The organism is Truepera radiovictrix DSM 17093, assembly GCF_000092425.1.
GTDB lineage: Bacteria > Deinococcota > Deinococci > Deinococcales > Trueperaceae > Truepera > Truepera radiovictrix.
The window spans coordinates 1,052,257-1,075,707 of sequence record NC_014221.1; the positions used below are offsets into that span (position 1 = coordinate 1,052,257).

A 23,451-nucleotide genomic window follows, 5' to 3' on the forward strand; every position below is an offset into this window, starting at 1 on the left:
CCTAGAGCTGAGCGTAGCATGAGAGCGGGCGCTTAGTACGCGCGTACCGTGACCGCGCGGAGTACCCGCGCTCGAGCGTCAGGGTTCGGCGGCGCAGCGCACGTTTTTCGGGGCCGCGGCGTGCCAGAGTCTGTTGTATGAAAACCTCCAAAGTCGTGCTGGTGACGGGGGCGTCGTCGGGGATCGGGCAGGCGACGGCGACGCTTTTGGCGCGCAAAGGGTACCGCGTGTTCGGGACGAGCCGCGACGGCAAGGGGCCGCCGGGCGCCCCGTACGCCATGCGGCAGCTCGAGCTGTCGTCGGCCACGTCCGTCGAGTACTGCGTCAGGAGCGTTTTGGAGGCGGCGGGGCGGATCGACGTGCTCTTTAACAACGCCGGTTTCGGCGTCGTCGGGGCGGTCGAGGAGACGAGCCTTGAGGAGGCGCAGGCGCAGCTCGAGGTCTTTCTCTTCGGGGTGCACCGGACCACGAGGGCGGTGCTGCCCGCTATGCGCGCGCAGCGCTCGGGGCGGATCATCAACATGAGTTCGGCGGCGTCGACGTTGGCCATCCCCTTTGCGGGGCTCTACTCGGCGGGCAAGTACGCCATGGCGGGTTTTAGCGAGGCGCTGCGGCGCGAGGTGCAGGGCTTTGGCGTCTGGGTCTCCTACCTCGAGGCGACCACCATCCGCACCCAAGCCGCCGACGAGGTGCGGATCGCCGCGCAGCGGATCGCGGACTACGCCCCGCTGCGCGACCGGGTGATCGAAGACTTCCGGAGCGCGATTCGCCACGGCAAAGACCCCGAGCGCGTCGCGCGCACCGTGTTGAGGGTCATCGAGGCTAAACGGCCAAAGCTCGTCTACCGCGTCGATACCGCCTCGAAACTGCTGCCTATCGCCAAAGCGCTCGCCCCCCAACGCACGTGGGACGCGCTCTTCGGGCTTTACGGGCGGGCGCGGGGTGGGGTGGGTGGCCCTCGCGGGGCGTCCGCGCCCGCGCCGCGAGGGTGGGAGGTGGAGCCGTCGTGACGGGCCGTCGGCCGTAGCGGCTGTGACCCGGCGGACGCGGGGGCTGGCCCCCTCAGCCTTGAAGCTGGTGTGGGGCGGCGAGCCCTCTCGGGAGCTCCCGGCTAGCGGGCGAGTCCGGGCGCCAAGGGTGGCCGCAGCTGCTACGCGCTGCCCAGCTCCCAGGTTGCGCCCGGATTCGCAAACCGCTCGGGCGCTCAGAGCGAGAAGGGCCAACGCGCACCGTAGGACGCCTGTCGCAAAAACCCAGACCTTTTGACCGGGACCGTTTTGCCATAGAATCGAAGCTTGTCCGGGGGCGCTGCCTGCAGGCGACGCGCTAGGGCGTGGGCGCTGCCGGACGGGTGGCGCAGCGGAGCCCGCACAGAGGAGTTCTATGTCTAAAATCGTCGTGCAAAAGTATGGGGGCACCAGCGTAGGCGACCTCGACCGCATCCGCAAGGTCGCCTCGCGCGTCGCTCGCGCCGTCGAGGCGGGGGACAAGGTCGCGGTGACGGTCTCGGCGATGGGGCGCACCACCGACGCGCTCGTCTCGCTCGCCAAGGAGATCACCGCGCGCCCCGACCGGCGCGAACTCGATATGCTGATGGCGACCGGCGAGCAGCAGTCGATCGCGCTCCTTACGATGGCGCTCCACACGCTCGGGGTGCGCGCGCGCTCCTTTACGGGGCAGCAGGCGGGGTTTTTGACCGACAGCGCGAGCGGCGGCGCCCGCATCCTCGAGGTCAACCCGGAGCGGCTTCTTGCCGCGTTGGAGCACGACGACGTCGTCGTCATCGCCGGTTTTCAGGGGGTCGATGCGACGGGGATGATCACCACCTTGGGCCGCGGCGGCTCCGACACGACCGCCGTCGCCGTCGCCGCCGCTCTGGGCGCGCGCGAGTGCGAGATCTACACCGACACCGAAGGGGTCTACACCACCGACCCCCACCTCGTGCCGCGCGCCAGCAAGCTCGAGCGCATCGACTACGACGAGATGCTCGAGCTCGCCTCGCTGGGCGCCAAGGTGCTCCATCCGCGCAGCGTCTGGTACGCGCGGCGCTACGGCGTGACGATCCACGTGCGTTCGTCGTTTTCGTACAACCCGGGCACCTTGGTCGCTCGGTTTGACAAGGAGGCAGGTGTGAAGACAGACAGACCGGTGACCGGCGTCGCCCTCGACCGCAACCACGCGCGCATCGATCTCTTGGGGGTGCCCGACACGCCGGGGGTGGCCGCCAAGGTGTTTGGCGCTCTGGGGGCGGCGGGCATCAGCGCCGACACGATCATTCAGGGGGTACCCGGGGACGGGTCGCGGCAGCAGATGGCCTTTACGGTCAACCAAGACGTCGTCGAGGACGCCCTGGAGGCGGTGCGACCGGTGCTCGCCGAGATCGGTGGCGAGGTGCGAGCGGACCGCGACATCGCCAAGCTCTCGGTCGTCGGCATCGCCGTCGGGTCGACCCCGGGGGTCGCCGCCACGATGTTTCGCGCCGTCGCCGAGGTCGGTGCCAACATCGAGATGATCGCTACAAGTGAGGTGCGCATCTCGGTGGTGATCGAGGCCGCTAAGGCCGTCGAGGCGCTCCACGCGGTGCACCGCGCGTTCGGGCTCGAGCGCGACCCCGACGTGCTCGCCTGACGTCCCCGGCACGCCAAGAGGCCCTGGGGGGCGCCCAAGATGAGAAGCGTAAGCGCCCTATTGTATGGGGGGTTATGGTTACCTCGCGCCTCGCGTCGCAGGCTACGGAGCGACACCTATGCCCTCTTTGCTGTGCCCGTTTTGCCGCCCGGCTGGTCTACAGCCGCGCCAAGCGCTCGGGGCGAGCCACGAGCCACCAGGGGCCGCCGCGTAAGAGGGCGACGGAGAGGAGTGCGCATGAACACACGATGGTTGGCGCTCGCCGCGCTCGGCGCGGTGCTCGCAGCTTGTGGCCGCGAACCGGTCACGCCCGAGCCGACCCCCACGACGGTCGCTGACGTGCTCGAGGCGGAGGGCTTCTCGACCCTGCTCGAGGCCGTCAGCGCCGCTGGGCTCGGCGACACCCTCGCCGGTGAGGGGCCCTTTACGGTTTTCGCCCCTACCGACGCGGCTTTTGCCGCGCTGCCCGAGGGGGTGCTGGCGGGACTGCTCGCCGACCCCGACGCGCTTGGCGAGGTGCTGAGCTACCACGTGCTGGGGGCTGAAGTTCGCGCCGAAGCCCTTGCGGGGGCTGGCGACAGCTTTCAGACCACGGTGCAGGGTGCGCCCATCGGGGTGACGATCGGCGATGACGGGGGCGTCGCGCTGAACGCGGTCGCCACCGTGACGCAGACCGACCTGGAGGCGGACAACGGCGTCGTTCACGCCATCGACGCGGTGCTCTTGCCACCGGCGAGCGACTTTTCCGCAGAGCTAAGTAGCGACAACGTCGTGGTCCCCCCCGATGTCGGCTACGAGGCCGTCGACAGCGACGCGACCGGTTCGGTGACCGCCACGCTCGACGTGAGCGCCGAGACCCCCACGCTCTCACTGACGGGCGAGTTCTCGGGGCTGAGCAGCCCGCTCTTGGCGACCGGGGAGAGCCCGGCGCACCTGAGTGGCCCCGCTACCGCGGCGGAAAACGCCCCCGTCCTCTTCCCCTTGAGCGTGAGCGGCGACGCGCAGGAGGAGCCCGCGACGCTCAGCGGGGAGTTCGAGCTCACCCCCGAGACCTTCGGGTACGTCGTCAGCGGTTTAACCTACGTCAACGTGTTGAGTGAGACCTACACCGCCGGGGAGCTCCGCGGCCAACTGCTCCCCGTAGCGGCGCGGCCCATCGGGCAGACGACGTTCGCCGCCGAACTCAGCAGCGACAACGTGGTGCTCACCGACGACCTGCCTTATGACAGCGTCGACAGCGACGGTACGGGTACGGTCACCTTGACGCTCGACCCGCAGACGCTCACCCTCACGGCCGAGGGGACTTTCGAGGGCCTAAGCAGTGCGCCGCTCCCCATCGGTGAGGGCCCCGAGGCGACGCCCGTACACATCCACGAGGCGCCCGCCGGTGAAAACGGCCCCATCGCCTTCCCCCTCACCCTCGAGTCCGGCGACGAACCGACGAGCGGCACCATCTCCGGCGAAGCGACCCTGACCGAGGAGCAGGTCGCGACGCTTTTGAGCGAAGGCTTTTACGTCAACCTCCACACCGAGACCTATCCCGGCGGCGAGCTGCGCGGCCAGATCGTGCCTCTAGAGGTGAATTTGCCGGACGAAGGGTTGTAACGCGCGGCGTGAGGCTACGTAGACACGTAGAGCAGCGCTTCGGCGCTGCTTTTTTGGGATTTGCCTTCTGACCCGGACGTCTTGATACGAGGGGTGGTGCTTGACGTCGGTGCTGCGGGGGTGCCGAGCGCTCTTTGCGCCGAAGAGGGTGCTCTGGAGCTGCATGTACGTGTGTAAGCGCTGTAAGATTGGGCTCGGGAGACGCCGCGTGACGAAGCGAGACCTTACACCTCCAACCCCTGAGGACGCGACGAGCACCACGGGTGGTGTCGGCGGATGACCCACGGCGAGCGGCCCCGAGAGCGCCTCGAGCCGTGGCGACGTGCAGCAGCCCCCCCGACCGCCCCGCCTGCGCCGCGGGTGCGGCGAGAGCCTAAGCGGGGCGCCTATCTCGCCTTTTGGGTCCTTCTCTTCGTCCTCTTTCCGCTCGTCACGATGCCCAAGGCCCTGCTCGAAGCGGTGCCGCCGACGCTCATCACGTTTCCTGAAAACGGCTTTGCCGAGGTGCTCCTCCCCAAACTCGCGGTGTTCGTCGTCCTCTGGGGGCTGGGGGCTTGGTTATGCCTTAAGCGCTGGCGCTCGGGGCAATTTCGGCCGCTGCGTTCGGGTTCGCCCCTACGGGCCCCTTACTTGTGGCTCGCCCTGTTTCTCTTCGGTTCGACGGTCGTCAGCTTTTTAAACCCCTCCTCGTTGGGGTTGTCGCTGCCGCTCGTCAGCAGCCGCTACGAGAGCATCCTCTTCGGGTTGCTCGAGAGCGCCTGGTACGCGCTCGCCGTGTTGGCGGCCGGGGTCTTTTCGAGCCGGGCGCTAAAGCCCGCGCTGCCGCTGCACCTGCTGGCCGCCGGGGCGCTCGCGGCGGGGCTCTGGGCGCTCGCGGAAGCCTACGGCGTTCACCCCATGCGCCTCTTTGACGACACCGCACGGGTCGGTATCAACGTGCAGGCGACTCTGGGGCATCAGGGTTACGTCGCGGCCTTTCTCGCGGTGGTGCTCGTGTTCTGGGTCACTTGGCGGCTGCTGCAAAACCGTCTGCGCCCCTTTGATGTGCTGCTCGTCGCCCTCCTGACCGCCGCGCTCGTCGCGACCGGCGGGCGCGCGGGGGTGCTCGCGGCCGTCCTGACGCTCTCGGCGCTCGGCGTCTACTGGGTGCGCGCGCGGGGGCGTTCGCGCTACCTGCTGCTGCTGGGCGCGGTGATGCTCATCGCCGGCGCCTTGCCGCTACTCACCTCCTCTCACGCCCAGGCGCGCCTCGACCGCCTCGGCAGCGCGGTGCAGGGACGAGACCCGGCGACGAGCCACCGCCTGATCTTCTGGCAGGTCGGGCTGCGGGGGATCGCGCAGCGCCCGCTTAGCGGCTACGGCATCGATAGCTTCGGCAACGCCGCCTGGTTTTTCGCCTCCCCCGAGGAGGCGCGTGAGATGGTCACCGAGTTTTTACCGCGCGAGACCGCCGAGACCTCGTTGCGGATCGGGCGCCTGGTCCTCTACCGCGGTGAGGACGCGGGGCTCGTGCTGCAGTCGCTCGACCCCTACCGGGTGCACAACTACCTGCTCGACATCGCCTTTGCGAGCGGCGTCCCCGTCGCGCTGCTGTTTTTGGGGTTTGTTGCCGCGTCGCTGCGCGCGCTGTGGCGCGAGCGCACCCCGCTCGCGCTCGCTACGGCGCTCGCGCTCCTGACCTATCTGCTCTACGGTATGGCGTGGTTTGCCACCCCCAACGTCGACCCGCTCGTGTGGGGGCTTTTGGGGTTGGGGTTGGGGAGCCTCGAGCCGCGCCCGGCTGCGCCCGAGCACACCGGCGGTTCATAAGCCTCGTTGCCATAGTTCTTAAGCGCCTCTTAACTTGGGCTGGCATGCTTGGGTTGGCATGTCCAGGTCCGGCATGCTCGGGTAACCCCACGAGGCGTGGGGTTGCAGAGCCCCGTGATAGACTCCGCGGGGTCGACCCCGCCGGCGACCGGTGGGGGCTTGGGTGCACGCAGGTCGTCTGTCTGGCCGCAGTGCCCATAAGCCTTTGGTGGCTCGAGGTGACTTGTACCGGGCTCGTCGCTTCTCCCGTAGGTCGCTGTGGTCGATGCTCACCCCCCACGACGTTTTGAGGTGCACTATGTCTAGGTCCTATGTTCAGTCCGCCGCCCCGATCCGTGCGCGCGCACTTGCCGTGGGTTTTGCGCTTTTGCTCACCGCGTGCAGCCAGCAAGCGGCCCACACCCCCCCCGAGGTGCCCGCTTCACCCGCCGCGACGATCACCTGGTCGCCAGCTGCCCCCGCGCCGATCGGGCGCTTCGAGGCGCAGAGCGCCGTCGTCGGCGACAGGCTCTACGTCGTAGGTGGGTACACCGACGCCTCGATCATTCCTCGCGACTATAGCCTCCACGCCTACGACCCGCAGACGGACACCTGGACGGCGCTGCCGGACGCGCCCCGCCCGCTCACGCACGCGGGCGTCACGAGCGACGAGCGCTACATCTACTTCGCTGGGGGGGTGGTCGGCGCTACGGATCCGCGCGTGCTCGCCAAGTTCGACGCCATTGCCGAGGTGTGGCGCTTTGACACCGTGACCGAGACCTGGTCGGCGCTGCCGGATCTGCCGCAGCCGCGCGGTGCGGGGGCGCTCGAGCTCGTCGGGCGCACGCTGCACTTTTTCGGCGGCACCGGCACCGACCGCTACAGCTCGGTCGGTGACCACTGGACGCTGTCGTTAGATGACGTCGAGCGGGGGGGCGGCGTGTGGCAGGTCGCGGCGCCCTTGCCGAACCCTCGCAACCACTTGGCAGCCGTTGTATTAGACGGCAAAATCTACGCCATCGGCGGTCAACACGGCCACAACGAAACGCTCGTGACCCAGCGCGACGTGCACGTGTGGGACCCCGCGCAGCCGGACCGCTGGCAGCAGGTCGCGAGCCTCCCTCATGGGGTAAGCCACGCCGGCAATACGGCGCTCGTGTACGGGGGTAAGATCTACCTCGTCGGGGGGGAGGTCGTGCGCTTTAGGTCGTCCGATGCGGTTCTCGTCTACGACCCTGCGGCCGACCGCTGGAGCGCGACGACGCCCTTTCCGAGCGCCGAGCACTCGCTTTTGGGGGGCGTGATCGGGGACGCGTTGATCGTCACGGGCGGCTCGGACTTAAGCACGCGCACCCTGCGCGGCGAGCTGAGCGCGACACCTTGAGCACGACACCTCGGGGCAGAGCTTGGCCCCGCACCACCGCTTGGTGTAGCTGCGTCCCCTACGCCCTACCGGAGGATAGATGACCCTGACTCGCCCCCTCGCTCTCCGCGCCCTTTGTTTCACCCTCGCGCTGCTTCTGGCCGCTGCGTGGGGCGGGGGCGCCCGCGCTCAGGACCTCGGTGCCTCGCCGCTACTGGGCGCGGTCTCCCGCGTGCCACTCAGCCTGCAGCTCGGCGACGAAAACCTGTTCGGGCCGCGCGTGGGTTTTCGGGTCGGCGGCTCGCTCTACCCCGTACCGCTCCTTGTGCAGCGCGAACTCAATGTAGACGCCTTTGCCGACCTCACCTACACGCTGCGCGCGTCGGCAGGGGGGGCGCTGGCGCGCGCGACCGCCGCCCTCTACGCCGGTGCGGGGCCGCGTTACCGCCTGGTTAACTCCGCGCTGCTATTCGAGGAGGCGCCCGGCGCGTTCTGGGGGGTCGGTGGGGTGGCTGGCGCCGAGTTCCGCCTAGGCGCGCTCGGCTTTCCGCTCGCGAGCGCCTTTGCCGAAGCGGGGAGCGACTACGTTTGGCGGCAGGGCGAGGAGATCGCTTCGGGTCGCTTTAGCCCGCGGGTGCGCGTCGGGTTGGGGCTCCCCTTCGTCGGCGCTTTTTGACGAGCGGCACGGAACGCTTGCGGTAAGCTCGCCGCGCGAAGCGCCCCCGGGGAGCGGCGACTGCGGTATGGTAAGCGGCGTGCCCGAGACAGCTGCGCCGCCACAAAAACGCACGCGCACCCGCAAACGCATCGTCGTAGGCGTGTCGGGTGGCAGCGGGATGCTCTACGCGCTCGACCTCCTCCGGACGCTGCGGCCCTTGCCGGTCGAGACGCACCTCATCGTCACGGGTGGGGCCAAGCAGGTGATCCCCACCGAACTCTCGGAGACGCTCCACGACCTCGAGGGGCTCGCGGACGTCGTGCACAAAGACCGCGACCTCGGCGCGCCGGTCGCCTCGGGCTCCTTTCGCGCCGCGGGGATGGTGATCGTGCCGTGCAGCGCGGGGACGCTCGCCAAGGTCGCCCAGGGCCTGACCGACAACCTGGTCTCGAGGGCTGCGCACGTGACGCTCAAGGAGCGTAGGCCGCTGGTCCTGGTGGTGCGCGAAGCGCCCTTTTCGCGCCCCATGCTCCAGAACATGCTCCTGGCGCACGACGCGGGCGCCGCCGTCTTGCCCGCGTCGCCCGGGTTCTACCACCGGCCGCAGACCATTGGCGAGCTCGTCGCCACGGTCACGGCGCGCGCGCTCGACCTCCTCGGGGTCGACAACGACCACGCGCCGCGCTGGAAGGAGGGGGCGTGAGCGTCGCCGCGCTCATCCCCGCCGCCGGGTCGGGGGTGCGCTTGGGGCAGGGCCCCAAAGCGTGGGTGACGCTCGCGGGGGAGAGCCTTCTCAGCCGCGCCGTGGCGGCCTTTGAGGGGTGCGTCGACGAGGTGTGGGTGGGGGTCGCCCCGGCGCTAAGCGCGCGCGCCGAAGAGGAGCTTTCGGGGCGCGCCCGCGTGGTGTGCGGTGGCGCGACGCGGCAGGAGAGCGTCTACAACCTCCTGCGGGCCGCGCAGGCCGAGGTCGTGCTCGTTCACGACGCAGCGCGGCCTTTCCTGGAGGCGGCCGTGATCGAGCGCGTCGTCGCGGCGGTGAGGGCGCACGGCGCCGCCTCGGTGGTGACCGCCGTCGCCGACTCGCTCATCGAGGCCGCCTCGGGGCGGGTCGTCGACCGCGCCCCGCTGCGGGCGGTGCAGACGCCGCAGGGCTTTCGCCGCGAGCTCCTCTTGGCCGCTCACGAGCGCGCCAGAGAGCGGGCGCTCGAGGCCACCGACGACGCCGCGTTGGTCCGCGCCCTCGGGCACCCCGTCGCGCTCGTCGAGGGGAGCAGCTGGCTCTTTAAGGTCACCACCCCCGCCGACCTCGAGCTCGCCCGCGCGCTCGCCCCCTTGTGGGACGCCCGCTTGAGCGGGCCGAAGTGACGGTGCAGCTCACCGCCCACGCCAAGGTCAACCTCGGGCTCTCGCTCCTGGGGCGGCGCGGCGACGGTTTTCACGAGATCGACACCGTGATGGTTCGCCTCGACCTCGGCGACCAGCTCACCGTCGCTCTGGGCGCGCCGGGGGTGCGGCTGCGCGTCGCGGGTGCGGAGCTCGGCATTCCGCCGGAGGAGAACCTCGTCTACCGCGCCGCGGAAGCCTATCTGGGGGCGTGCTCGAGCGCGTGCGGGGTCGACCTCACCCTCGTCAAACACCTCCCCGCCGCCGCTGGGCTCGGGGGCGGTTCGTCGGACGCGGGCGCGACGCTGCGGGCGCTCGCGCAGTTGCGCCCCGCCGCGGTCGACCTCGCTGCGCTCGCCGCCGCGCTCGGCTCGGACGTGCCCTTTTTCGCCCGCGACCTGCCGGCGGCGCGCGCGACGGGGCGCGGCGAGGTGCTGACGCCGCTCGAGCTCCCCCCGCTGCACCTGGTGCTCGCGAACCCCGGCGTGGCGGTGAGCGCCCGCGACGCCTACGGCTACGTCGCGCGTTACGGCGGCCCGCTCGACGTCCCCGCACTGGTAGCGGGGTTGGCGCGCTACGAGCCGGACTACCCCAACGACCTCGAGCCCGGCGTCATCGCGCGTGTGCCGGTCGTCGGGGAGGTGCTCGCGGCGCTTCGGGGGGCAGGGCTACGAGGCGTGCGGATGTCGGGGTCGGGTTCGACGTGTTTTGGCCTCGCTACGAGCGCGGCGGCGGCGGCGCGCGCCGCCGCCGACCTCGCGCGCGCCCATCCGGCGTGGTGGGTGCGCGCCGCCAAGACCGGCTAAGCGCTACGGGCGGTCGGCGTGCCCCAGGTCGCGCTCGGGGTCGATGCGGTCGCGCACGAGCTGCTTGAGCTCCTTCGCCTCGGGAAAGCCGCCTTGCGCCTTGCGGTCCCACACGAGCGTGCCATCGACGCGCACCTGAAAGACGCCGCCGGTGCCCGGGACGAGTGCGACCTCGCCGAGGTCGCCCCCAAAGGTGCTCAGCAGCTCCTGGGCGTACCAACCGGCCCGCAGAAACCAGCGGCACTGCATGCAGAAGAGGATTTCGACGCGAGGGTGCATCACACTACCGTAGAGCTTTCTGAGCGGGATGGCTTCTTCTTGCAGTACATAGGACGCTTAGGGCTCTGGAACCGCGAGATCTCGACAGATTTTACAGGTCAGCAAGTCGTTAGACCTCGCGGTGCCTCGGTACCGCGGAGCTTCCGCCTGCTTTACGGTTGACGTAGACGGCGCAGCTGCTCCCTTCGCGCAAACGTTCGCAGCCTTGCGTTTCCAGATACTCGATGAGGTCACGAGGCGTCAGGCAGACAGCGCGAAAGCCTCGAGCTTTTCCTCTGCGAGGAGGCGGTTAGCTTCCAAAACGAGCGCGACGGCTTTCTGTAGCTTCGTCCTGGCTGCTTCCAAAGTCGCACCTTGGGTGTGCGCGCCTGGCAGTTCCGCGACGAAAGTGACACAGCCCGCTTGAACCTTTTGAAAGACGGCGGTGAGTCGGGGGGCAGGTCTGTTACCTGTCATACAACCTCCACAAGGTGGCTTTTCCAAGTCGAGGCGCCGCTCACCACCTTAGTCCGTCAGTTAGTCCGTCACCGCCCCCCGAGAGGCGCTCGAGACCAGCTTCGCGTACTTGGCGAGCACGCCGCGCTGGTACTTGATGGGGGGCGCCTGCCACGCTGCGCGGCGGCGCGCCAGCTCCTCGTCGCTGACGTGGAGCTCTAAAAGCCTCTTGGGGGCGTCGATGGTGATGAGGTCGCCCTCCTCGACGAGCGCCAAGGGCCCGCCGACCTGGGCTTCGGGGGCGACGTGCCCGACGACCAACCCGTAGGTGCCGCCGGAGAAGCGGCCGTCGGTGATGAGCGCGACCGCGTCGCCCAACCCCTTGCCGATGATCGCCGAGGTCGGCGAGAGCATCTCGCGCATGCCGGGGCCGCCCTTGGGGCCTTCGTAGCGGATGACGAGCACATCGCCCGCGCGGATGCGGTCGCCCATGATGGCCGCCATACACGCCTCTTCGGAGTCGAAGACGCGCGCGGGGCCGGTGATGGTGGTGCTTTTAAGGCCGCTGATCTTGGCGACCGAGCCTTCCGGCGCCAGGTTGCCGCGTAGCACGGCGAGGTGCCCCTGGGGGTACTTGGGGGCGCTTAAAGGCAGCACCACGTCTTGACCTTCGGGCGGGGTCGCGGGGACGTCGGCGAGGTTTTCGGCGACCGTCTGGCCCGTGACCGTCAGGCAGTCGCCGTGCAGCAGACCCGCCTCTAGGAGCATCTTCATGACGAGCGGAATACCGCCGACGCGGTGCAGATCGGTGGCGACGTACTTGCCCGCCGGTTTCATGTCGGCGATGTGCGGGGTGCGTTCGCGGATACGCTCGAAGTCGTCCAAGGTGAGTTCAACCCCCGCCGTGTGCGCGATCGCCAGAAGGTGCAGCACGGCGTTCGTGGAGCCGCCGACGGCCATCACCACGGTGATGGCGTTTTCAAACGCCTCCTTGGTCAGGATCTGGCGCGGGGTGAGGTCGCGTGCGATGAGCTTGAGCAGCGCCTCGCCGCTCTGGGCGGCGCTCTCGGCTTTTTCGGCGTCCTCGGCGGCCATGGTCGAGGAGTAGGGGAGGCTCATGCCCATGGCTTCAAAGGCGCTACTCATGGTGTTGGCGGTGTACATCCCGCCGCACGAGCCCTTGCCGGGACAGGCGCGGCGCTCGATCTCGCGAAAGGTCTCTAACGGGATGCGCCCCGCGTTGTATTCGCCGACCGCTTCAAAGGTGCTCACGATGGTCAGGTCTTGGCCCTGGTAGTGGCCCGGTTTGATGGTCCCCCCGTAGACGAACACCGCCGGGATGTCGAGGCGCGCCATGGCGATCATCGCGCCCGGCATGTTCTTGTCGCAGCCGCCGACCGCCAAGAGCCCGTCCATACTCTGCCCCCGGCAGACGGTTTCGATGGCGTCGGCGATCACCTCGCGGGAGACGAGCGAGCACTTCATCCCTTCGGTGCCCATCGAGATACCGTCTGAGACGGTGATGGTGCCGAACGTCTGAGGCATTCCGCCGGCGCGGCGAATGGCCGCTACGGCCGCCTCGGTGAGGTCGCCCAAGCCGGCGTTACACGGGGTGATCGTCGAGTGACCGTTGGCGACCGCGATGATGGGTTTGGTGAAGTCGTCGTCGGAAAACCCCACGGCGCGCAGCATCGCGCGGTTGGGGGCGCGCTCGATCCCTTCGGTGACGACGCGGCTACGGCGGTTCAGGGGCTTTTGGGGGGTAACGGTCATGGGGCCTCCGGGGGTAAGCCGCGCGCTGGGGCGCAGCGTTTAAGGTTCCAGTTTACCGGAGCCCCCCTGCGCGGCGAAAGCTAGAGGGGGCCCGCGCGGCGGCAGTAGGATAACCCCATGGACCGCGCCACCCCCCCCAACGTCCCCCATCGCCGCCTCAATGCGCTCACGGGCAGGTACGTGCTCGTCTCCCCACACCGCACGCAGCGCCCGTGGCAGGGCAAGGTCGAGGCGCCAGTGCGCGAGACGCGCCCCACCTATGACCCGACGTGCTACCTCTGCCCCGGAAACGCGCGCGCGGGCGGCGTCCGCAACCCGCCCTACGAGAGCACGTTCGTCTTCGTCAACGACTTCGCAGCGCTGCTGCCCGACCCGCCCGCGTTAGAACCCCCTACGGGGGATCCTATCTTGCAGTGGGAGCCCGTCCGCGGTGAAAGCCGCGTGATCTGCTTTTCGCCGCGTCACGACCTGACGCTAGCGGAGATGGACCACGCGGCGCTGTGCGAGGTGGTCGCGCTGTGGGTGGAGCAGCTCGGGGAGTTGGGTGAGCGTTACCGCTGGGTGCAGATCTTCGAATCCAAGGGGGCCATCGTGGGGGCGTCGAACCCGCACCCGCACGGCCAGATCTGGGCGAGCGACTTCTTGCCCAACGAGGCGCGCGCCGAGGACGCGCAGCAGCGCCGTTACTGGGAGGCGCACGGCCGGCCGCTCTTGGTGGACTACGCGGCGCTCGAGCGCGGCGGGGAGCGGGCCGTGGTCGAAAACGCGCACTGGCTGGTGGTCGTACCCTTCTGGGCGTACTGGCCCTTTGAGACGCTCGTCCTCCCCAAGCGCCACGTGCTCCGTTTGACCGACCTGACGGACGAGGAGCGGGGCGCGCTCGCCGACATTTTGAAGCGGATGCTCGTGCGCTTCGACAACCTCTTTGAGACCTCGTTTCCCTACCTCTCGGGGTGGCACGGGGCGCCGACGGGGGCAGGCTACGACGAAGACGTGCGCCACTGGCAGCTGCACGCGCACTTCTACCCGCCGCTGTTGCGCTCGGCCAGCGTGCAGAAGTTCGTCGCCTCGTACGAGTGGCTCGCCGAGGCGCAGCGCGACCTCTCGGCCGAGGCGGCGGCCGCGCGGCTGCGCGAGCTGCCTGAGAGGCACTACCGCGCGCGGTAGCCGGCGGGGTCAGGGGCGCGGGGCCTGCGGCTGGTCACGGGCTACGAGCCTGGCCGTGACCGCGTTGAATGACACTTGAGGTTTAATTTAAAGGCCGTCTTCCTCGACGATGACGGTGACTTCGTCAAAAGCGTCGAGCTCGCCGTCGGAGACGGTCACCTCGACGAGGTATTCACCTGGGTTCTCGAAGGTGTGCCGCTCGACGGGTCCCCCCGTAAAGCTGCGACCTTCGATCACCCACAAGTAGGTGAGCGGCGCCCCCTCCGGGTCGGTGGCGTTGGCGCGGAGTTCGACCTCTAGGGGGGCGGGGCCGATGTCGGGGAGGGCGACGAGGTTGACCTCGGGTCGCAGGTTGATCGGCTCGGGCTCGGGGGGTGGGGTGCGCTGGCACGCCCCCAAGAGCGCGGTGGCGATCGCCGCCCCCAAGATGTACCGCCCCCGCGCCGCGCTCTCGGGGGCACGGCGCGCCCCGTGCGCGCGTGACGTGTCACGTGGTCTTACCATCACTAGCTCCTTCTACTCAGCTTACCGCGTAGGGCTGCAAGTGGTGCTTTGGCATCTGGCCTCGGGGCAAGCACAGTGCAAGCGCGCGACCCCAACTTGCATAAAGACAAGGGGGTGTGTTTAGCTTATAGACACCGTGAGAGTTGGGCGGCGCGCTTAAGAGGGCCTAGCCCAGGGTCGTCGCAAGCGCCACTGGACGCGCTCATGCGAGGGGGGAGAGGTGCTGGCGGCGGAGCGCCACCGAGTGATACTCGACAGATTGGGCGAGGAGGGCGTGATTACAACGGCGGCGATCGCACAGGCTTTGGGAGTGTCCGAAATGACGATTCGGCGCGACCTCGCCGACTTAGAGCGCCGCGGTCTGCTGCGGCGCGTGCACGGCGGCGCTCAAGCGGCGCCCGGCGCCGAGATCCCCCCTTACGGTCAGCGGTCGCGGCGGCAACCCGCGGCCAAGCAGCAGGTCGGGGCGCGCGCCGCTGCGCTCGTGCGGGATGGTGAAACGCTCTTTCTGGACGCGGGGACGACCTGCATGGAGGTCGCGCGGGCCTGCAAAGACCGTTCGCTAAAAGGGCTTCACGTCCTGACGCACGCCGTGAATATCGCGGCGGAGCTTGCGGGGCAGCCGGGCGTCACCGTTATCCAACTCGGCGGCGAGGTGATCGGCAGGACGTACGCCGCTACCGGGCCGATGACGGTGTCGGCCATCGAGCAGTTTTCGTTTGACCGCGCCTTCGTGTCGGCGCAGGGGGTGCACCCCAAGTTCGGACTCACCTGTAGCAGCCTGCTCGAGGTCGAGATCAAGCGCGCGGTGCTACGGCGTTCACGCTACAACGCGCTGGTGGTGGACTCGAGCAAGTGGAGCCGCCAAGCGATGATCCGCTTTGCCGCGCTCGGCGAGCTGCAGGCGGTGGTGAGCGACGCGGGTCTCCCCGAAGAGGCGCGGCGCTCACTAGAAGGTGCCGGGGTGGAGGTCTTTGTGCCGCCATGAAGGCAGCCTTGGTGCAAGGCCGTGGCGCTGGCTTGGCCCGCGCCTTTCGTCCCCACCCTACGCGAACGCTCTGCTAAGTGTGCTCGACTCCACCAGGGGTGAGCGCTCAAAACACGTGAATCTCACGAGGAGGCCTACCGTGCGCAACCAGACCCTCGCCCTACTCGCCGCTGGCGCCCTGATGGGCGCGGCCTCGGCGCAAGAACTCACCTCCGTCGGCGTGAGCGTCGGCGACCTCGCCAACCCCTTTTTCGTGCAGATCGGCGCCGGCGCGACCGCGAAAGCGCGCGAGCTCGGCGGCGAGAACGTTCAGGTCACGGTGGTCTCCGGCAACTACGACCTCAACACCCAAACGAGCCAGATCGACAACTTCATCGCTGCCGGGGTCGACCTCATCTTGCTCAACGCCGTCGACTTCGAGGGCATTGCCCCGGCGGTGCGCCGCGCCAAAGAGGCGGGCATCGTGGTGATCGCCGTCGACGTCGGCGCCGAAGGGGGGGTCGACGCGACGGTGACCTCGAACAACGTGCAGGCGGGCGAGCAGGCCTGTCAGTACATCGTCGACCGGCTCGGCGGCGAGGGCAACGTGGTCATCATCAACGGTCCGCCGGTGACGGCGGTGATCGACCGCGTCGAGGGGTGCAAGTCGGTGTTCGCCGAGCACCCCGGCATCACCATCTTGTCGGACAGCCAAAACGCCGGTGGGAGCCGCGACGGCGGCCTCAACGTCATGAGCAACCTGCTCACCTCGTTCCCGGACATCGACGCCGTGTTCGCCATCAACGACCCTACCGGCATCGGGGCTGACCTCGCCGCGCGCCAGGCGCAGCGCACGGACTTCTTTATCGTCGGCGTCGACGGCGCGCCCGACGCCGAGGTGGCGCTCGCCGACGAGAACAGCCTGTTCGTCGCGAGCGCGGCGCAAGACCCCTTCGCCATGGCTGAACGCGCAGTCGAGATCGGCTACGAGATCCTGCAGGGCAACGCGCCGGAGGAGGAGACGATCCTTATCCCGACGGAGCTGATCACCCGCGACAACCTCGACACCTACGAGGGATGGACGACCGAGTAGGCGAATAGGGGTCGGCGCGTAAGTGGGTGGAAGCTCCAGGGCGCGCAGCGCGACGATATGAGCGGTTTGGGGGCCCGCGCGGATGGGCGCCCCGAAGCCTGCAGAGTGCTCCTCTGCAGGCTCGCGCTTGCGCGTCCACACAGGTGTGTAACGTAAGTCCGTACGAAAGGCGTAGGCTATGGTAGCGGTCAGCCAAAAGGGTGTAGCGGGGGGGGGCGAGCGCGCCCCCGTGCTCGAGATGCGCGGCGTCAGCAAACGCTTCCCCGGCGTTAAAGCCCTCGACGGTGTCGATTTGAGCGTCTACGCCGGTGAGATCCACGCCCTCATGGGCGAGAACGGCGCCGGCAAGAGCACCCTCATGAAGATCCTGGCGGGCGCCTACACGGCCGACGCGGGGGAGATCTTGCTGGACGGCCAGAGTGTGAGCATCCGCAGCCCGCAAGACGCCAAGCGGCTCGGCGTCACGTTGATCTACCAAGAGCTCAACTTAGCCCCTAACCTGACGGTCGCCGAGAACATCTTTATGGGCAGCGAGCTCGCGCGCGGCGCCCTCGTGCGCCGCGCCGAGATGCAGCGGCGCGCCGGCGAGGTGCTCCGCACGCTCGCGGCGAGTTTCGGGCCGCAGACGCTCGCGGGCAAGCTGTCGATCGCCGAGCAGCAGCAGGTCGAGATCGCGCGCGCGCTCCTCCACAAAAGCCGCGTGCTGGTCATGGACGAACCCACCACGGCGCTCTCGGACCGGGAGACGGAGCGTTTGTTCGCGGTGATCCGCCGCCTCAAAGCCGAAGGCTTGGCGATCATCTATATCAGCCACCGCATGGCCGAGGTGTACGAGCTCGCCGACCGCGTGAGCGTCCTGCGCGACGGCGCCTACGTGGGTACGCTGGCGCGCGCCGAGCTCTCCTCGAGCCGCTTGGTGCAGCTCATGGTCGGGCGCCCGCTCAAGGAGTTCTACCGCCACGAGCGCGCGACGGGGCGCGCCGAGGTGGTGCTCGAGGTGCGTGGGCTCGCGGGCGGCAAGGTCAAACCGACGAGCTTTGCGCTGCGCGCGGGTGAGATCGTAGGGCTCGCCGGGCTCGTCGGCGCGGGGCGCACGGAGTTGGCGCGCCTCATCTTCGGCGCCGACCCCAAGTCGGCGGGCGAGCTGCACCTGTCGGGGCGGCCGGTGCGCGTCTCTAGCCCCGAGGACGCGGTGCGCGCCGGCATCGGCTACGTCCCCGAAAACCGCAAGGAGCAGGGGCTGTTTTTGGAGCTCTCGGCGCGGGAGAACATCACCATGAACGTGCTCGCCCAAGACGGGCGGGCGGGGGTGCTCAACTTCCGCGCGCTGCGCGCGCGCACCGCCAAGGCCATCGGCGACCTGAACGTACGGGTGGCGAGTCAGGCGACAAAGGCCCTGAGCCTCTCGGGGGGCAACCAGCAAAAGCTTTTGGTCGCGCGTTGGCTCGAGATCGGCCCGCGCGTGCTGCTTTTAGACGAGCCGACGCGCGGGGTCGACGTGGGCGCCAAAGGGGAGATCTACCGCATCATGAACGAGCTCGCCGCGCGCGGGGTGGCGATCTTGTTCATCTCCTCGGAGCTGCCCGAGATCATCGGGATGAGCGACCGCGTGCTCGTGATGCGCGAGGGGGCGCTCGCGGGTGAACTGCGCGCGGGCGAGATTTCACAGGAGGCGATCATGACCCTTGCAACCGGGGCGACGGAGGTCGCATGACGGGCGCAACCGCCAAACCGAACCGCCGCCAGGTGGTCTCGGATTTCGTCCAGGGGTTGGGCATTCTGCCCGTGCTGTTGGTGATCTGCGTGCTCTTCGCGCTGCTGACGCCCAACTTTTTAACGGCCAACAACCTTCTGAACGTGGTCCGCCAAGCCTCGATCAACATCGTGCTGGCTGCGGGGATGACTTTCGTCATCCTCACGGGCGGCATCGACCTCTCGGTTGGTTCGATCTTGGGGGCGACCGCCGTGGCCGGCGTTCTCGTCTCGCTGGTGCCCGAGTGGAGCTGGGCGGCGGTGCCCGTCACCCTCTTGGCGGGGCTCGCGATGGGGCTCTTTAACGGGGCGCTCGTCGCCTACGTCGGGCTGCCCGCCTTTATCGTCACGCTCGGTTCGTACACCGGCCTGCGCGGCCTCGCCTACTTGCTCGCAAACGGAACGACGGTGATTAACAACAACCTCCCCTTTGCGTGGATCGGCAACGCCTACTTGGGGCCGCTGCCGTGGCTCGTGGTGATCGCGCTCGCTGTGGTCGCTATGAGCTGGTTTATCCTGCGCCGCACCGTCTTGGGGGTACACATCTACGCGGTCGGGGGGAACCTGCAGGCCGCGCGCCTGACGGGGATCAAGGTCGGTCTGGTGCTCCTCTTCGTCTACGGCTTTTCCGGGCTGATGTCGGGGCTCGGTGGGGTGATGAGCGCTGCGCGTCTGTATAGCGCCAACGGCAACCTCGGGCAGGGGTACGAGCTCGACGCGATCGCCGCGGTGATCTTGGGCGGTACGAGCTTCGTCGGCGGGGTCGGGACGATCATCGGCACGCTTTTCGGCGCGCTCATTATCGCCGTGCTCAACAACGGCCTGACGCTCATGAACGTGTCGTTTTTCTGGCAGCTCGTCGTCAAGGGGCTAGTGATTATCGTCGCGGTAATTATCGACAAGCTGCGCACGCGCCGGGCCGCGTAGCGCGTGCTCTTAGGCATCGACCTCGGGACGGGTTCGGTCAAGGCGCTCCTGCTAACGCCAGAGGGCGCCGTGCTCGCCGCGGCGTCGGCCCCCTACGAGGTAGCGGCGCCGCGCCCGGGGTGGGCCGAGACGGGCGCCGAAGCGTGGTGGCAAGCGACCGTGACGGCGGTGCGGGCGGCTTTGGCGGCCGCACCGCCGGCGCGGAGCGTGGCGGCGGTCGGCCTCTCCGGGCAGATGCACGGGGTGGTGCTCGCGGACGCGGCGGGGGTGCCGCTGCGGCCAGCGGTGCTCTGGGCGGACGCGCGCGCGGCGCCGCTTCTAGAGCCCTACCGCGAGCTCTTGGGGGGGCTCTGCGCGGCGCTCGAGAACCCCGTCGCGGCGGGGATGGCGGGGCCGACGCTGCTGTGGCTGCGGCGCTATGAGCCGCGGCTGTTGGCGCGCGCCCGCTGGGCGCTGCAACCCAAGGACTGGCTGCGGCTGCGCCTCACGGGGGAGGCCGCGGCGGAGCCCTCGGACGCCTCGGGGACGCTCCTCTACGCCCTTCGCGAGGACGCGTGGCTGATAGCGGCCGCCGAGCGTTTGGGGCTCAACCCGGCGCTGCTGCCGCCTTTGGTGCCCTCGAGCGCCCCCGCCGGGACGCTGCGCCCCGAGGCGGCAGCGGCGCTCGGCCTCCCCGCGGGGGTGCGCGTCGTCGCCGGCGGCGCGGACACCGCCTGCGCCGCTCTAGGGAGCGGCCTCGTGCGCGCGGGCGAGGCGCAGCTCACGGTCGGGACGGGGGCACAGCTCCTCGTGGTGGAGCAAGAGGCAGCGGGGCGTGCGGCGCGCGGGGTGCACCTCTTCCGCACCGTATTAGCGCCCCCGCACGCGCCTTTTTACGCGCTCGGGGCGGTGCAGAACGCGGGGCTGGCGCTCGAGTGGGCGCGGCGCGCGCTGGGGGTGTCGTGGGAGCGCCTCGTCGCGCTCGCCTTCGCCGCCCCGCCGGGGAGCGGCGGGGTGAGCTTCGCGCCCTACCTGAGCGGCGAGCGCACCCCGCACCTAGACGCGAGCGTGCGGGGCGGCTGGGTCGGGTTGTCGCTCCACAGCGCGCCGGAGCACCTCGCGCGCGCCGCCTTCGAGGGGGTCGCGTTCGCCCTGCGCGACGCGCTCGTCGCGCTCGAGCTCCCCCCCGAGACGCCGCTCAAGCTCGCGGGGGGCGGCGCCGCGCAGCCGGCGTGGCGGCAGCTTCTAGCCGACACCCTGCGCCGGCCCCTTATCCCCAGCGCCGTCCCGGCGGCGTCGGCGCGCGGGGCGGCGCTCCTAGCGGGGTTGGGGGTGGGGCTTTACGAGGACGTGAGCGCCCTGCCGCCGCCCGGGCCCGCCGGTGAGGTCGTGACGCCGGCCCCCCCAGACGCGCGGCTCGAGGCGGCCTACGCGCGCTTTCGGGCGCTCTACCCGCGGCTGCGCGGCTGGCCGCCGGCTGATGAGACTGTCTTAAAGGAGACGCGATGAAGCGAACCGAATGGGAGCACTTTCGCAACCTGGCGCTGCCCTACTTCGAGCGCGCCGGGATCTACCTCACCGAGGCCGAGAAGGCGGGGCTCGAGGTCGCCGACTTGGGGCTCGGCGAGTTTGAGACCACGGGGCTTGTGCTCCACACGTACGTCAACACGGCGCGCGTCTGCGCCAAGGAGCTCGTGCTGCTCCCGCACCAGACCTGCCCGCAGCACAAGCACCCGCCCGTGGGCGACGACCCCGGCAAAGAGGAGACCTTTCGCGTCCGCTGGGGGACGCTCTACCTCTACGTCGAGGGGGAGCCCACGGAGGCGCCCAAGGCGCGCCCCCCCGAGGGGCGCCAAGGCACCTACACGGTGTTTCACGAGGTGGTGTTGGCGCGAGGGGAGCAGTACACGCTGGCGCCCGACACCTGGCACTGGTTTCAAGCGGGGCCGGAGGGGGCGGTGGTGAGCGAGTTCTCGACCCGCAGCCGCGACGAGCTCGACCGCTTTACCGACCCCGAGATCCGCCGCCTGCCGGAGGTGACGCCGTGACGGGGGAGAGGCCGCTCGCGCTCGGCCTCGACCTCGGGACGAGCGGCGTGCGCGCGGTCGCAGTCGACGAGCGCGGCGCGCTCGTCGCCGAAGCGACCCGCACCTACCCTTTGCTGACCCCGCGGCCCGGCTGGACGGAGCAGCGCCCGGAGGACTGGGTGGACGCCTCCCTGTCGGCGCTCGCCGAGCTCGCGGCGCAGCTGACGGGGGCGCCCGTCGCGCTCGGGTTGTCCGGGCAGATGCACGGCCTGGTCGCCCTGGACGGGGCGGGGGAGCCCGTGCGGCCCGCTCTTTTGTGGAACGACCAGCGCACGGGCGAGGCGGTCCGCGAGCTCGAGGCGGCGGTCCCCAAAGAGACGCTCGTCGCCCGCACCGGTAACCCCGCCATCACCGGGTTTCAGCTCCCCAAACTCCTCTGGCTCCGCGCCGCCGAACCGGAGGCGTTCGCGCGCACGCGCCACGTGCTCTTGCCCAAGGATTTTCTCGGCTTCGTGCTCTCGGGCGAACGGGCCGCCGAACCGTCCGACGCCTCGGGGACGGGGTGCTTTCACCTGGAGACGAAGACCTGGGACGAGGAGGTGCTGGGCGCGCTCGGTCTGAGCGCGGACCTCTTCCCCCCCATCGTCCCGTCGCACGCGGTGGTCGGACGCCTCAGGGGCGCGCTCGCCGAGCGGACGGGGTTGCCGAAAGGGTTGCCCGTGGTCGCGGGCGCCGGGGACAACGCCGCGGCGGCCACGGGGCTCGGGCTCTCGAGCCGCACGCCGAGGCTCGGCAGCGTCAGCCTCGGCACCTCCGGGGTGGTGTTCGCGCCCCTTAAGGCCCCGACGCCCGACCCGGGGGGGCGCGTGCACCTCTTCTGCCACGCCGACGGCGGTTACCACCTCCTCGGGGTGACGCTCGCGGCGGCGGGGAGCCTCGAGTGGTACCGCAAGACCTTCTGCCCGGAGCGCTCCTTTGGCGAGCTCGTCGCCGAAGCCGCCTCGAGCCCCCCTGGCGCTAGCGGCGTGACCTTCAAACCCTATCTGGCGGGCGAGCGCACCCCGCACCTGAACCCCGACCTGCGCGGCTCGTGGACGGGGCTAAGCTTGGCGACGCGGCACGCCGACGTGGTGCGCGCGCTCCTCGAGGGGGTCGCCTTTAGCCTCCGCGACGCGTACGACATCATCCGGCCGCTCAGCCCCCTAGAGCGGGCGCTCGTCACGGGCGGCGGCGCCAAGTCCGAGCTGTGGGTGCAGATGGTCGCCGACGTGCTGGAGCTGCCTCTAGCCAAACCCGAGCAGAACCAGGGGGCGGCCTACGGCGCGGCGCTCCTCGCGTGGCAGGGGGTCGGGCGCGTGGAGCACGCGGCGGACTTGGCGCGTACGGCGGTGGCCGCCGAGGTGACGCCCGCGTCGGCGGCGCCCTACGAGGCGGCGCTGAGGCGTTACCGAAGTGGACATTAGAACCACAGGGTTCGAACGGCAACCCTAAACCGTTGCGGCCGAGAGAATGCACAACGTCGATGTATACAAACCGTGATACGATTTGTAACATGAAGGTGTCCATCAGTGCACGGGTCGATGAGGTGCTCCTTCGGTACCTCGACAGCTATCAACGAGCGCACGCCCTCAAAAGCCGCAGCGAGGTGCTCGAGCAAGCCATCAAAGCGCTTCGGGAGCGGGAGCTGAGCGGGCAGTACGCACAAGCGATGGCCGAGTGGGACGCCTCAGGCGACGCCGAACTGTGGGACCAGACCGCCGGTGACGGCCTACTCACCAAGGACGCCCATGAGGCGGGGTGACATCTACTTCGCCGACCTAGACCCGATCCGGGGCAGCGAGGCGAACAAAACGCGGCCCGTGGTGGTCGTGAGCCACGACGCTCTTAACCGCGTCGTCGAGGAGCGGCGGCGAGGCGTGGTGACGGTGGTGCCGCTAAGCAGCAACGTCGAGCGCGTCTACGCCTTTCAGGTTCTCTTGCCCGCCGAGGTGACCGGTTTGCCAAAGGACGCCAAGGCGCAAGCCGAGCAGGTTCGGGCCCTAGCGTATGAGCGCTTCGCACCTGCCCCTAAGGGCGTGTTACCCGAACGCTACCTGCAAGCGCTAGGCGAAGCGCTGAAGCTGCACCTGGCGCTTTAGGTGCACCCGTTGCCGTGCGCGTTGGGAGGAGTTGTGTGGCTCTGCGATGTTGATGAGCTGCATACTTTCGCGCCGCTTTGGTCGGGCACCAATAGACCTCCTGCGAAAGTGGGAGGCGGGCGAACGCCCGGCTCCGGCTTTCGCCGAGTGGAGCGAGTATGAGCAGACGCGCTCAGTTG

The 23,451-nt window shown here is 69.4% G+C and carries 22 protein-coding genes; 19 read left to right on the top strand and 3 right to left on the bottom strand.

Annotated features, from left to right (window positions below; genetic code table 11):
* Positions 1–137 precede the first annotated feature (137 nt).
* The 9 genes from TRAD_RS04875 (at position 138) to TRAD_RS04915 (ending at position 10,231) form a co-directional block, all read left to right on the top strand.
* The gene (locus TRAD_RS04875) at positions 138–1,010 is read left to right on the top strand and encodes an SDR family NAD(P)-dependent oxidoreductase (protein ID WP_013177476.1); all 873 of its coding nucleotides are present in this window, start codon (positions 138–140) and stop codon (positions 1,008–1,010) included.
* 373 nt (positions 1,011–1,383) lie between these two features.
* Positions 1,384–2,628 (top strand): aspartate kinase, encoded by a 1,245-nt coding sequence (locus TRAD_RS04880; RefSeq protein ID WP_013177477.1) that lies wholly within the window; start codon positions 1,384–1,386, stop codon positions 2,626–2,628.
* 237 nt (positions 2,629–2,865) lie between these two features.
* A complete protein-coding gene (locus TRAD_RS15620; RefSeq protein ID WP_013177478.1) occupies positions 2,866–4,233 on the top strand; it encodes a CHRD domain-containing protein in 1,368 nt (455 codons plus the stop codon).
* A 435-nt stretch (positions 4,234–4,668) separates the two neighbouring features.
* Positions 4,669–6,042: an O-antigen ligase family protein gene (locus tag TRAD_RS04890; protein WP_185095200.1), complete on the top strand. Its 1,374-nt coding sequence runs from the start codon at positions 4,669–4,671 to the stop codon at positions 6,040–6,042.
* A 298-nt stretch (positions 6,043–6,340) separates the two neighbouring features.
* Entirely contained in the window at positions 6,341–7,405 is a 1,065-nt protein-coding gene (locus TRAD_RS04895; RefSeq protein ID WP_013177480.1) for a Kelch repeat-containing protein, read from the top strand.
* Between the two features lie 79 nt (positions 7,406–7,484).
* Positions 7,485–8,060: a hypothetical protein gene (locus TRAD_RS15110; RefSeq protein WP_013177481.1), complete on the top strand. Its 576-nt coding sequence runs from the start codon at positions 7,485–7,487 to the stop codon at positions 8,058–8,060.
* A gap of 79 nt (positions 8,061–8,139) precedes the next feature.
* Positions 8,140–8,745: a UbiX family flavin prenyltransferase gene (locus TRAD_RS04905; RefSeq protein ID WP_221401663.1), complete on the top strand. Its 606-nt coding sequence runs from the start codon at positions 8,140–8,142 to the stop codon at positions 8,743–8,745.
* Positions 8,742–9,407, top strand: a complete 666-nt coding sequence (ispD, locus tag TRAD_RS04910) for a 2-C-methyl-D-erythritol 4-phosphate cytidylyltransferase (protein WP_013177483.1) — start codon at positions 8,742–8,744, stop codon at positions 9,405–9,407. The genes TRAD_RS04905 and ispD overlap by 4 nt, the downstream gene beginning before the upstream one ends.
* Positions 9,377–10,231, top strand: a complete 855-nt coding sequence (locus TRAD_RS04915) for a 4-(cytidine 5'-diphospho)-2-C-methyl-D-erythritol kinase (RefSeq protein WP_221401664.1) — start codon at positions 9,377–9,379, stop codon at positions 10,229–10,231. Before ispD ends, TRAD_RS04915 begins: the two co-directional genes overlap by 31 nt.
* Positions 10,232–10,234: 3 nt before the next feature.
* Here the strand turns inward: TRAD_RS04915 and TRAD_RS04920 are convergent, their stop codons facing one another.
* Together TRAD_RS04920 and ilvD are read right to left on the bottom strand one after the other, a co-directional pair.
* Positions 10,235–10,510: an Rdx family protein gene (locus TRAD_RS04920; RefSeq protein ID WP_013177485.1), complete on the bottom strand. Its 276-nt coding sequence runs from the start codon at positions 10,508–10,510 to the stop codon at positions 10,235–10,237.
* Positions 10,511–11,026: 516 nt separating this feature from the next.
* Positions 11,027–12,718, bottom strand: coding sequence for a dihydroxy-acid dehydratase (ilvD, locus tag TRAD_RS04930; RefSeq protein WP_013177487.1), 1,692 nt, complete (start codon positions 12,716–12,718; stop codon positions 11,027–11,029).
* A 117-nt stretch (positions 12,719–12,835) separates the two neighbouring features.
* Here ilvD and TRAD_RS04935 point away from each other — a divergent pair, with 117 nt between their 5' ends.
* Positions 12,836–13,885: a UDP-glucose--hexose-1-phosphate uridylyltransferase gene (locus tag TRAD_RS04935; protein WP_013177488.1), complete on the top strand. Its 1,050-nt coding sequence runs from the start codon at positions 12,836–12,838 to the stop codon at positions 13,883–13,885.
* An 87-nt stretch (positions 13,886–13,972) separates the two neighbouring features.
* On the opposite strand, the gene TRAD_RS15115 is transcribed toward TRAD_RS04935, so the two are convergent.
* Positions 13,973–14,389, bottom strand: coding sequence for a PKD domain-containing protein (locus TRAD_RS15115; protein ID WP_013177489.1), 417 nt, complete (start codon positions 14,387–14,389; stop codon positions 13,973–13,975).
* A 244-nt stretch (positions 14,390–14,633) separates the two neighbouring features.
* Between TRAD_RS15115 and TRAD_RS04945 the strand changes: the two genes are divergently transcribed.
* The 9 genes from TRAD_RS04945 (at position 14,634) to TRAD_RS04985 (ending at position 23,272) form a co-directional block, all read left to right on the top strand.
* The gene (locus TRAD_RS04945; protein ID WP_281054494.1) at positions 14,634–15,377 is read left to right on the top strand and encodes a DeoR/GlpR family DNA-binding transcription regulator; all 744 of its coding nucleotides are present in this window, start codon (positions 14,634–14,636) and stop codon (positions 15,375–15,377) included.
* A 181-nt stretch (positions 15,378–15,558) separates the two neighbouring features.
* Entirely contained in the window at positions 15,559–16,449 is an 891-nt protein-coding gene (locus TRAD_RS04950; RefSeq protein ID WP_049773176.1) for an ABC transporter substrate-binding protein, read from the top strand.
* A 178-nt stretch (positions 16,450–16,627) separates the two neighbouring features.
* Complete coding sequence (locus TRAD_RS04955) at positions 16,628–18,163, top strand: sugar ABC transporter ATP-binding protein (protein WP_013177492.1); 1,536 nt, start codon at positions 16,628–16,630, stop codon at positions 18,161–18,163.
* Entirely contained in the window at positions 18,160–19,128 is a 969-nt protein-coding gene (locus tag TRAD_RS04960; protein ID WP_013177493.1) for an ABC transporter permease subunit, read from the top strand. The genes TRAD_RS04955 and TRAD_RS04960 overlap by 4 nt, the downstream gene beginning before the upstream one ends.
* Positions 19,129–19,131: 3 nt before the next feature.
* The gene (gene xylB, locus TRAD_RS04965; RefSeq protein WP_013177494.1) at positions 19,132–20,616 is read left to right on the top strand and encodes a xylulokinase; all 1,485 of its coding nucleotides are present in this window, start codon (positions 19,132–19,134) and stop codon (positions 20,614–20,616) included.
* Positions 20,613–21,155 (top strand): D-lyxose/D-mannose family sugar isomerase, encoded by a 543-nt coding sequence (locus TRAD_RS04970; protein ID WP_013177495.1) that lies wholly within the window; start codon positions 20,613–20,615, stop codon positions 21,153–21,155. Before xylB (TRAD_RS04965) ends, TRAD_RS04970 begins: the two co-directional genes overlap by 4 nt.
* Complete coding sequence (gene xylB, locus TRAD_RS04975; protein ID WP_013177496.1) at positions 21,152–22,597, top strand: xylulokinase; 1,446 nt, start codon at positions 21,152–21,154, stop codon at positions 22,595–22,597. Before TRAD_RS04970 ends, xylB (TRAD_RS04975) begins: the two co-directional genes overlap by 4 nt.
* 89 nt (positions 22,598–22,686) lie before the next feature.
* On the top strand, positions 22,687–22,935 hold the full coding sequence (locus TRAD_RS04980; protein ID WP_013177497.1) for a ribbon-helix-helix domain-containing protein: 249 nt from the start codon (positions 22,687–22,689) through the stop codon (positions 22,933–22,935).
* Complete coding sequence (locus TRAD_RS04985) at positions 22,922–23,272, top strand: type II toxin-antitoxin system PemK/MazF family toxin (protein WP_013177498.1); 351 nt, start codon at positions 22,922–22,924, stop codon at positions 23,270–23,272. The genes TRAD_RS04980 and TRAD_RS04985 overlap by 14 nt, the downstream gene beginning before the upstream one ends.
* Positions 23,273–23,451 lie beyond the last annotated feature (179 nt).

What these genes read in the sequence shown, in the direction of transcription:
- TRAD_RS04875 (WP_013177476.1), top strand. Translation starts at nt 138, where the DNA reads ATGAAAACCTCCAAAGTCGTGCTGGTGACGGGGGCGTCGTCGGGGATC.
- TRAD_RS04880 (WP_013177477.1), top strand. Translation starts at nt 1,384, where the DNA reads ATGTCTAAAATCGTCGTGCAAAAGTATGGGGGCACCAGCGTAGGCGAC.
- TRAD_RS15620 (WP_013177478.1), top strand. Translation starts at nt 2,866, where the DNA reads ATGAACACACGATGGTTGGCGCTCGCCGCGCTCGGCGCGGTGCTCGCA.
- TRAD_RS04890 (WP_185095200.1), top strand. Translation starts at nt 4,669, where the DNA reads ATGCCCAAGGCCCTGCTCGAAGCGGTGCCGCCGACGCTCATCACGTTT.
- TRAD_RS04895 (WP_013177480.1), top strand. Translation starts at nt 6,341, where the DNA reads ATGTCTAGGTCCTATGTTCAGTCCGCCGCCCCGATCCGTGCGCGCGCA.
- TRAD_RS15110 (WP_013177481.1), top strand. Translation starts at nt 7,485, where the DNA reads ATGACCCTGACTCGCCCCCTCGCTCTCCGCGCCCTTTGTTTCACCCTC.
- TRAD_RS04920 (WP_013177485.1), bottom strand. Translation starts at nt 10,510, where the DNA reads ATGCACCCTCGCGTCGAAATCCTCTTCTGCATGCAGTGCCGCTGGTTT.
- ilvD (WP_013177487.1), bottom strand. Translation starts at nt 12,718, where the DNA reads ATGACCGTTACCCCCCAAAAGCCCCTGAACCGCCGTAGCCGCGTCGTC.
- TRAD_RS04935 (WP_013177488.1), top strand. Translation starts at nt 12,836, where the DNA reads ATGGACCGCGCCACCCCCCCCAACGTCCCCCATCGCCGCCTCAATGCG.
- TRAD_RS15115 (WP_013177489.1), bottom strand. Translation starts at nt 14,389, where the DNA reads ATGGTAAGACCACGTGACACGTCACGCGCGCACGGGGCGCGCCGTGCC.
- TRAD_RS04950 (WP_049773176.1), top strand. Translation starts at nt 15,559, where the DNA reads ATGGGCGCGGCCTCGGCGCAAGAACTCACCTCCGTCGGCGTGAGCGTC.
- TRAD_RS04955 (WP_013177492.1), top strand. Translation starts at nt 16,628, where the DNA reads ATGGTAGCGGTCAGCCAAAAGGGTGTAGCGGGGGGGGGCGAGCGCGCC.
- TRAD_RS04960 (WP_013177493.1), top strand. Translation starts at nt 18,160, where the DNA reads ATGACGGGCGCAACCGCCAAACCGAACCGCCGCCAGGTGGTCTCGGAT.
- TRAD_RS04970 (WP_013177495.1), top strand. Translation starts at nt 20,613, where the DNA reads ATGAAGCGAACCGAATGGGAGCACTTTCGCAACCTGGCGCTGCCCTAC.
- TRAD_RS04980 (WP_013177497.1), top strand. Translation starts at nt 22,687, where the DNA reads ATGAAGGTGTCCATCAGTGCACGGGTCGATGAGGTGCTCCTTCGGTAC.
- TRAD_RS04985 (WP_013177498.1), top strand. Translation starts at nt 22,922, where the DNA reads ATGAGGCGGGGTGACATCTACTTCGCCGACCTAGACCCGATCCGGGGC.